10 protein-coding genes are annotated in these 9050 nt (G+C 42.0%); 7 read left to right on the top strand and 3 right to left on the bottom strand.

Annotated features, from left to right (window positions below):
* From pgaB to IQ211_RS03570, 7 genes are all read left to right on the top strand, one after another.
* Positions 1-2037: a poly-beta-1,6-N-acetyl-D-glucosamine N-deacetylase PgaB gene (gene pgaB / locus IQ211_RS03540; protein WP_189758183.1), complete on the top strand. Its 2037-nt coding sequence runs from the start codon at positions 1-3 to the stop codon at positions 2035-2037.
* Positions 2030-3361 carry a poly-beta-1,6-N-acetyl-D-glucosamine synthase gene (pgaC, locus tag IQ211_RS03545; protein WP_189758182.1) on the top strand — a complete coding sequence of 444 codons (1332 nt, stop codon included), beginning with the start codon at positions 2030-2032 and terminating at the stop codon, positions 3359-3361. The genes pgaB and pgaC overlap by 8 nt, the downstream gene beginning before the upstream one ends.
* Complete coding sequence (gene pgaD, locus IQ211_RS03550; protein ID WP_189758181.1) at positions 3358-3789, top strand: poly-beta-1,6-N-acetyl-D-glucosamine biosynthesis protein PgaD; 432 nt, start codon at positions 3358-3360, stop codon at positions 3787-3789. Before pgaC ends, pgaD begins: the two co-directional genes overlap by 4 nt.
* A gap of 330 nt (positions 3790-4119) precedes the next feature.
* On the top strand, positions 4120-4734 hold the full coding sequence (yfiR, locus tag IQ211_RS03555; protein ID WP_189758180.1) for a regulatory sequestration protein YfiR: 615 nt from the start codon (positions 4120-4122) through the stop codon (positions 4732-4734).
* 5 nt (positions 4735-4739) lie between these two features.
* Positions 4740-6002: a diguanylate cyclase DgcN/YfiN gene (gene dgcN, locus IQ211_RS03560; RefSeq protein WP_189758179.1), complete on the top strand. Its 1263-nt coding sequence runs from the start codon at positions 4740-4742 to the stop codon at positions 6000-6002.
* Positions 5999-6484, top strand: a complete 486-nt coding sequence (gene yfiB, locus IQ211_RS03565) for an outer membrane lipoprotein YfiB (protein ID WP_189758178.1) — start codon at positions 5999-6001, stop codon at positions 6482-6484. Before dgcN ends, yfiB begins: the two co-directional genes overlap by 4 nt.
* 330 nt (positions 6485-6814) lie before the next feature.
* Positions 6815-7789: an EAL domain-containing protein gene (locus tag IQ211_RS03570; RefSeq protein WP_228011584.1), complete on the top strand. Its 975-nt coding sequence runs from the start codon at positions 6815-6817 to the stop codon at positions 7787-7789.
* A gap of 25 nt (positions 7790-7814) precedes the next feature.
* Here the strand turns inward: IQ211_RS03570 and IQ211_RS03575 are convergent, their stop codons facing one another.
* The 3 genes from IQ211_RS03575 to IQ211_RS03580 all read right to left on the bottom strand — a co-directional run.
* The gene (locus IQ211_RS03575; protein WP_223281548.1) at positions 7815-8303 is read right to left on the bottom strand and encodes a HipA domain-containing protein; all 489 of its coding nucleotides are present in this window, start codon (positions 8301-8303) and stop codon (positions 7815-7817) included.
* Positions 8300-8473 carry a HipA domain-containing protein gene (locus IQ211_RS19470; protein WP_223281547.1) on the bottom strand — a complete coding sequence of 58 codons (174 nt, stop codon included), beginning with the start codon at positions 8471-8473 and terminating at the stop codon, positions 8300-8302. Before IQ211_RS19470 ends, IQ211_RS03575 begins: the two co-directional genes overlap by 4 nt.
* Positions 8474-8729: 256 nt before the next feature.
* Positions 8730-9050, bottom strand: a 321-nt coding sequence (locus tag IQ211_RS03580) for a hypothetical protein (protein WP_193836327.1), incomplete at its 5' end; no start/stop codon positions are given.

Here is a 9050-nt window from a genome sequence, read left to right on the forward strand (position 1 = left end):
ATGACATACAATGTTTTTCGTCATTGGTTGATGATATCGGCACTACTGGTTAGCCTGTTGATTCCCCAGCTTGGCATACTGGCATATGCAGAAAAACCTGATTTCGTTCCACCAGCCCAACGGCCGCTTCCTATGAATGAACGCCCCTGGCCTAAAAATGGCTTTGTCGTTCTGGCTTACCATGATGTTGAAGATGATGGTGCAGATCAGCGTTTTATGTCAGTCCGTACCAGCGCATTGAACGATCAGTTTGCCTGGCTGCGGGAAAATGGCTACCAGCCGATTACAGTCGACCAAATTCTCATAGCTAATCAGGGCGGTACGCCATTGCCGCCCAAGGCGGTACTGCTGACTTTCGACGATGGTTATAGCAGTTTCTACCATCGCGTCTTTCCGCTGCTGAAAGCCTATAACTGGCCAGCCATTCTGGCACCTGTTGGGATCTGGGTTGATGCGCCTGCCGAAAAACCCGTTGATTTTGGTGGGTTGATGGTAGCGCGGGAGCGGTTCACTACCTGGGAACAGGTGGCTGAGATGTCTCGTTCTGGTTTAGTGGAAATAGGCTCCCATACTTATCAGCATCATTACGGCGCCATCGCTAATCCACAAGGCAATACTGAGCCGGCCGCAGCCATTCGCATTTACGATCCGAAAACCAGAAAATATGAAAGTGAGCAGGCGTTTCGTCAGCGGATGGAAAAGGATATCGCCACGATCACTCAAAGAATTATCGCAGCCACAGGCAAGCAGCCACGAGTCTGGATTTGGCCTTATGGCATTGATAACGGTGTTACACTGGAAATAGCCAAACGCTACGGCTACAAAATGGCATTGACTCTGGATAATGGGCTGGCAAACGTCAACAATCTTGATAATGTTCCACGGATTTTGCTTACACATAACCCTTCTCTGAAAGAATTCGCCGAGCAGGTCATTCAGGTACAGAATAAACCGTTCTTACGGATTGCTCATATTGATCTGGACTACGTTTATGATCCAGATCCCGCTCAGCAAGCCGATAATCTCGATAAACTGGTCCAGCGCGTTGCCGATCTGCGCGTCAATACCGTTTTCCTGCAAGCCTTTGCTGATCCCAAAGGCGATGGCAATGTACGTGAACTCTACTTTCCTAATCGCTGGCTACCAATGCGAGCTGATCTCTTTAACCGTGTCGCCTGGCAATTGCATAGCCGCCTGAACATTGAAGTTTATGCGTGGATGCCTGTTTTGGCCTTTGAACTGGAGTCTTCCCTCCCGCGGGTGATGAGCTATGACACAAGCCATAACAGGCTGTTTGTCAACCCGACACAATATCGTCGTTTATCGCCTTATAACCCAGAAAACCGCCGAAGGATCAAAGAGATTTATCAGGATTTGGCCTCTCATGCTATTTTTCAGGGTATCTTGTACCACGATGATGCCGTCATGTCTGATTTTGAAGATGCTGGCGCAGATGCCATCAACGCTTATCAGGCCGCAGGTTTATCTGCTTCCATTACAGAAATTCGGCAAGATCCGGAACAATTTGCTCGTTGGACACGTTTTAAAAGCCAATACCTGATTGATTTCACTCATGAATTAACCAGAGAACTTAAGTCAATACGGGGTTATCAGATCAAAACGGCACGCAATATTTTTGCCCTGCCCATTCTGGAACCGGACAGCGAAGAGTGGTTTGCCCAAAATCTGGATGATTTCCTCGCTCATTACGATTGGGTTGCGCCAATGGCAATGCCATTGATGGAAAATGTGCCACTAGCAAAAAGCAATCAGTGGTTATCCCGATTGGTGAAAATCATTGCTCAACGTCCACAAGCACTGGACAAAACTGTTTTTGAATTGCAATCCGTAGATTGGCGCAAGCCACTGGATAAAAGAGCAATTTCAGGGCACCAATTAGCAGAATGGATGCGCCAATTGCAGCTCAATGGCGCACAGAGCTTCGGTTACTACCCTGATGACTTTCTCAACAATCAACCAGAAATGAATGAGATCCGCCCTGTTCTTTCTCCTGAATGGTATCCACTTAATGATTGATCGTATTATTGCTTTTGCAGTGCTCTGCCTGGTATTGAGCATCCCTCTCGGTATCGCTATCACCTTTACCGGGGAAGTCATGCTGAACTTTGTCTTCTTCTGGCCTTTGTTCATGTCAGCCATCTGGATCTCAGGAGGGATCTATTTCTGGCTCTATCGGGAAAGGCATTGGAAAATCGTTGATGAAGAAGCCCCGCATCTTGCAGGTGATCCTCTGATTTCAATTTTGATCCCTTGCTACAACGAAGGGCCAAATGTTCGCGAGACACTGCTGGCCGCCTTGAACCAGCGCTATCCCAATATTGAAGTGATCGCTATCAATGATGGTTCAACTGACAGCACCGCAGATGAACTCAATGCGATGGCAAAACAACATCAAGCCCTAAGAGTGATACACCTGAAACAGAATCAAGGCAAAGCGACTGCACTTCAAGCGGGGGCGGCGGCCGCGAGAAGTGATTATCTGGTTTGCATTGATGGCGATGCCTTATTAGATCGCGATGCCGCTGTTTGGCTGGTCAAGCCCATGATTGATCATCCTCGTGTTGGTGCTGTTACAGGCAATCCCCGCGTTCGGACACGATCCACTTTAGTGGGACGCATTCAGGTTGGGGAGTTTTCTTCCATCATTGGCCTAATCAAGCGTACCCAACGGGTTTATGGTCAAGTTTTTACTGTTTCAGGGGTTGTTGCAGCCTTTAATCGTCGTGCTCTGGCCGACGTGGGGTATTGGAGCAATGACATGATCACCGAAGATATTGATGTGAGTTGGAAACTTCAATTACACCATTGGTCCATTTTTTTCGAACCCCGTGCCATCTGCTGGATCTTAATGCCTGAAACCCTACGGGGATTATGGAAGCAACGGTTACGCTGGGCACAGGGTGGAGCCGAAGTTTTCCTGAAAAACCTGCGTCAATTGTGGTCATGGCGATATCGCCGCATGTGGGGATTATTTGCTGAATTCTGCTGCTCCGTTATCTGGTCATTTACATTTGCCTTTTCCATCATTTTATTTTTACTTGGCATGTTCATCACATTACCAGAAAACATTCGCGTTTATACGCTATTTCCGCCTGGATATACGGGGTTGGTTCTGGCAGCTACCTGCCTGATCCAGTTTACCGTCAGTTTAGTGATTGAACGGCGCTATGAAAAACACGTTGCTTCATCGCTGTTCTGGGTGATTTGGTATCCGATGGTTTATTGGATGCTAAACCTATTTACGACTCTGGTATCTTTTCCCAAAGTGATGCTTAAAGTACACAGAAAACGCGCTCGCTGGGAAAGCCCTGACCGGGGAATAGAGAGAATCGAATCATGAAAGAACCATTGATTTTTACCGAACAAAGGTTATGGCCACGTTTAATTGATATTCTGTTGACCGTTCTTGCTTGGGTAGGGTTTATCTATTTATTCATGGTGGGATTATTTTACACCTCCCATAATGGTCCCAGGCCTTTTACAGCGACAGTATTTACTTCAGAATTGGGAACTATCACCCTTTATATTGGCATTGCCATATTTAATGCATTTTTGCTCATTGGCTGGGCGAAATACAACCAACGTCGATTTAGGATCGAACGTCGCCGTCACCGACCTGCGTTAACTCACACTGAGGTGGCGCAGAGTTTTACTTTGGAACAAAAATTGTTTGATACCTTAAGGCAAAGCAAAGTTTCCAGTATCACTTATGACAATCATGGACATATAATAGGAATCGATGAAGATGTATCAATATATACGCATTAAACTTCAAGTTGCAATTTACGACACGCTATGAAACCTGATTTCTTCCCGCTTCGCGGGGAGAAATCACACGCATCTTGAAGTTAGATTGGTATAGAAATAATCTTTATTCACTAAAAATGAAATTATACCTTAAAGGTATCAATTAGATTGCTAATAATCTTATTTGGCAAGTAATAACTGTACAACCTATCTCATTCAGTTTCATTTCTTTAATGAGATAGGTTTTGGTTAAAGAACAGATTTTATCAATAACTTTAACACGATCATTCAAACAACCATTGACAATATGAAAAACAAATACTGGATGAAAAATATATACTGGAACCCGATATGAAAGTAATTGAACGGATTCATCATCTTTGTAAACGCACTATTTTTAAACGTTGTGTCTCCAGATTATTGTTACGGGTATTGATGACCTTATGCTTAATCACCGGTACATGTCAGTCAACCGTAATGGCTATGTCTGACACCAATGAAAAACGAATAATCAATGAAAAAACAGCACACACCGAAAATGTTGCGCGGGTAGTTTCTGGAATTATCAGTTATACCCACTGGCCTATTACACCTACTATTCTGCACTTATGTCTGGTTCCTCCATCCAATTACATTAGCGCCTTAACCCACATTGATATGATTTCTGAGCACACAGAACTACAAGTTGAAACACTCAATTTCAATGTAGAACAACTCATAGAAAAATGTGATGTCATTTACTATGGTCAAGTCGATCCACAACTTCAACACCAGGTAATCAACCTGAAAAATAACAAGCCATTGCTTACCATTGCTGAAAATAATCCGAACTGTGAAATTGGCAGTGCATTTTGCCTCAATATTAACAGCACGCCGGCAACATTTAGCCTCAATCTTGATATTCTGACGCGCAGCGGCGTGCGCGTACAGCCGAATGTCCTGCAATTGGCTCGTAAGGTGGAATAATCTATATGAAAAAACGTTATTCACTGATGCCCTCGCGCCCGACTTTACGTCATGCTTTCCACCGGATCCATTTGGTCATTACATTTATCATATTATCCGTAGTCGGCTTGTTTTTATCGTTACTGGCATTGCTTGCCATGCAGAAATATGCCGAAAACAGTTTAAAACTGATTGCCACGACCATTGCTCATACCGCACAAGCCGCCGTGGTTTTTCAGGATAAAACCGCAGCAAACGAAATATTGGAAATGATTGCCGTTCACGATGGTTTTACCGAAGCCAAAATTTTTGATGCAAAACAGCAGGTGTTAGCGAGTTGGCAAGCCAATCAGGAAACTCGGACGGGTAATTTCAAGAAATTGATCGAGCACTGGCTTTTTCCTGAACCTTTCACCCTGCCAATTTACCACCATCAGCAAAAAATAGGTTCAGTCTGGTTGCTTGGTAACAGCTGCCACATCATCAAATTTGTTTATCAGGCCCTGCTGGTGCTATTTGCCTGTCTGCTGTTCAGCGCCGTCATTTCACTCTACCTCTCATTGCGGATGCACGATGGTATCGTCAAGGCGCTGCAAAATATTACGGCCGTCGCCCATGATGTGCGGCAACGGCGGACATTTTCACGGCGCGTGCCCTCGGCCCATATTGCTGAGCTGCATGAGCTAAGTCAGGTTTTCAATCACCTGTTAGAAGAGCTGGAAGAGTGGCAACATCATCTGCAAACAGAAAAAGCCGCTTTAACCTGGCAAGCACAACATGACTCCCTGACAGGCTTACCAAATCGGGCAACGTTTGAACGCGTGCTTTCAACCGTCATGGGCGATAAATTTATGCGTGAAAGTGCAGCGATATTATTTATTGATGGTAATAGACTGAAATATGTTAACGATGTCTATGGACATGCTGCTGGCGATCACGTGCTTGTCACTATCGCTGCTACCTTAAAACGAAGAGTAAGAAAAACAGATACCGTTGCCCGACTTGGCGGGGACGAATTTGCCATCCTGTTACCTTCGGCCAATCTAGAAGACGCAGAACGCGTTGCCAAAAATATCATTCATGCCATGGATACCCCCATTCTCCTTCCCAACGGACAACATCTACGTATCACACTTAGTATTGGTATTGCATTATCCAATGGTGAACTAACAGCAGAACAACTACTCTCTGAAGCCGATGCGGCGATGTATCACATTAAACAACGAGGCGGTGGCTGGTATTCCGCTGATACAACAAAACTGAACTATCTATCAAGGAACCTTCTATGAGCAGAAATCGTTATGGTGTATTTATCTTGGCGTTTATTGGCGCACTTTTCCTCAGCGCCTGCCAGAGTAAAGGAACATTGACAACCGCACAAATCGCCGCACTTAAACAACAAGGGTTTCAACAAACTGATGAAGGCTGGTTATTTGGTCTATCAGAAAAGGTGCTGTTTGGTAATAACCAATTTCACTTGCGTCCAGAAGGTGAAACAAAATTAAAACAACTCGCCAGTCTCTTATCCAAAGTGGGTATCCACCACGCACGCCTTGATGGTCACACCGACAACTACGGAGAAGTGAGTTACAACAATCAATTATCATTGAAACGCGCCAACACCGTTGCAGATGCACTGACACAGGGAGGTATGCAGCGTAATAATTTGATAACCCGTGGATTAGGGCCAAGCCAACCTATTGCCGATAACCGAAGCGCAAAAGGTCGGGCAGAAAATCGCCGAGTTGCCATTGTGATAACGACACCGTAATAGCTATACCATGAAGCCGGCAATATGGGTTTTAACACAGCCCGATTGATTGCGGGTAACCTGATAATATATTGATATAAATCAAATAATAATTTAGCCATGGATGGCAACAATATTTGTTTATCTTGACCGTCCTCAGCAATTATAAAAAATTCCCTCCTAATTTTGTTATATAGTTATTTCCCGTCTTTAAATTCTTCCTGTAACATAGCCGACGTTGTTTTCGCAAAAAAAGAGCCTCTTTTTTTGTAATCAATAAGTTAATGAAATTTTGCATAGTTTGGATAACAAGCCTACTGTTAAGAAATGGGCTTGCTCAAGAAAGGAGATATGATGGGGCTGAATCTGAAATCATACCGATCCCTGTATCGGATGTTTGTGATGTTATTCATCACCATCACTGCCAGCACAGGTTATATATTCTGGAGATTATTTTCCAATTATCAGGATAATATTCAGCCAGATGTAGAATCAGTCTGTGTATTTATTTTATTGTCTCTGCTTACGTTCATATCTGCGGTGTTTTTTTATAGACAGACCAAAACCATTACTATCCCAGAATATCGTTTTAAAAAAGCGATTAAAAATAAGCAATTCATTCCCTATATACAGCCCATTATTTGTAGTAAAAACAATGAAATCATTGGATGTGAAATCCTTGTTCGCTGGCAACACCCCATCCATGGACTATTGACGCCAAATAAATTTATCGCACAAATTGAAAAATCAGATTTGATTATTCCCTTAACGCATAACTTAATCACCCAAGTAAGAGACTATTTTGCGCCTATTGCTCATCAATTACCTGCAAATTTCCATTTTAATTTCAATATTAGTGCAAAACATTATAAAGATGTCAGGTTAATTGATGATTGTCATCATTTTCTAAAATCATTTCCAGAAAATTCTATTAAACTGATTTTGGAAATTACCGAACGAGAATTATTGGAACTGGATAATCATACTATTCATTTATTCAATAAATTGGATGAATTAGGCGTATTAATTGCACTGGACGACTTTGGCACCGGTTTCTCTAATTACAATTACTTACAAAAACTTAATGTTAACTTAGTGAAAATTGGACATAATTTTATTAGCAAAATGAATACCGATATGGTTTCTAAAAATATTGTGGAAAATATCATTGACCTTGCCCTGCGGTTGCATTTGGAAATTGTGGCAGAAGGGATTGAAAGCCAAGAACAAGCTAATCAGTTAGCAAACTATTCTGTCGATTATTTGCAGGGATATTACTTTGACCGCCCGATACCGCTGGAAGAATTTGTCAGGAAATGGTTATGATAAGCATTCTCCCTGCAAAAACGGCTTACGGGGTCTTTAGTTCTGACCATTTCTGTTCCATATGCTGTCCAATGGTAGCCGCTAATGTTTTATCAATTTCCAACTCTTTAGCAATCGATTGAAAACGACAAGTTTCGTTATAAATCTCTTCAAGCATATTTATCAAAGGGATAGTGCTAGAGAAACCCGCCTGCCCTGCCAATTTTTCCAGTGCTGTAGGAGTAATCACTTTACCATTACCGTTAAATGAGGTCATATGTTCGTTATAAGATGACGGCATATATACCACATCATAAAATGGAGAAAGCCGCCAGTTATCAGTATCATCAGCCAAATAAGCAAAATTTTTAGCATGATCATCCTGATTAACGGTGAGATAGTTAAACAAAGCACGTTTCAACAATTTTTGTGCCTCCTCTACACCACACAGCAGCCTTGTCGCTTTAACCAACTCAATATAATCTAAAGAAAGCGCCCTAAATGATGCATCCAGTAATCCACAAGCTGAAATCATGTGGTAGCGAAATCAAACCGAGTTTGCTGTAACCAAAAACGTCCATTTCCTGCCTCCAATAAATCAAAATCAGGAACTTCAATTCCAACATTTCTAGCCATTTTCATATAGGCATATATACAGCCCCCAACCATCAGGCAAACTGTCACCAAAAACACCATGTAACCCATAATGATGCTCTTTAGGGGCTTTTTGTAATAAAGTGTCCGCCTTAATCAAAAAAGGAGAGATTGATTTCGGATGAATAGCGAGATATGACTCATCATATTGAAAATAAACTCCGTCTTATTAGCGTTATTCCTGTCACTATGATAACAATATTTAGCGATTATAACGAAAAATTGTCACAATAGTAGCAATTAAAGGTGCATAATGGTGAATACAGACAAGCATGATGATTTATCAAGAATTAAACAAATCATTCTATTATTTAAACATACTTTCCCTATTTAAAATCTTAGCCTTACCATGTTCATTTAACAAAATAGGAAGCTTATGCAAAAACACATAACCATCATGTTGAAACTCAATCAGGGCTTTATTTAAAGGCGATATAAAAAATGTATCGCCATCAAAAAAACAACCAGAGTTCAGCTTGAAATAATTACCAACAAAATCATCAAGATTATTTGCATCCATCAAATAAACCTCATCTTTTATATAGGAACCTTCATTAATTATAAAAACATCATTGCAAAGATATTCTTTTAAATTAACGCCCTTTAATCTTCCAGTATCATCCATACT

Source organism: Xenorhabdus griffiniae, from assembly GCF_015163655.1.
GTDB classification, from domain to species: Bacteria; Pseudomonadota; Gammaproteobacteria; order Enterobacterales; family Enterobacteriaceae; genus Xenorhabdus; species Xenorhabdus griffiniae.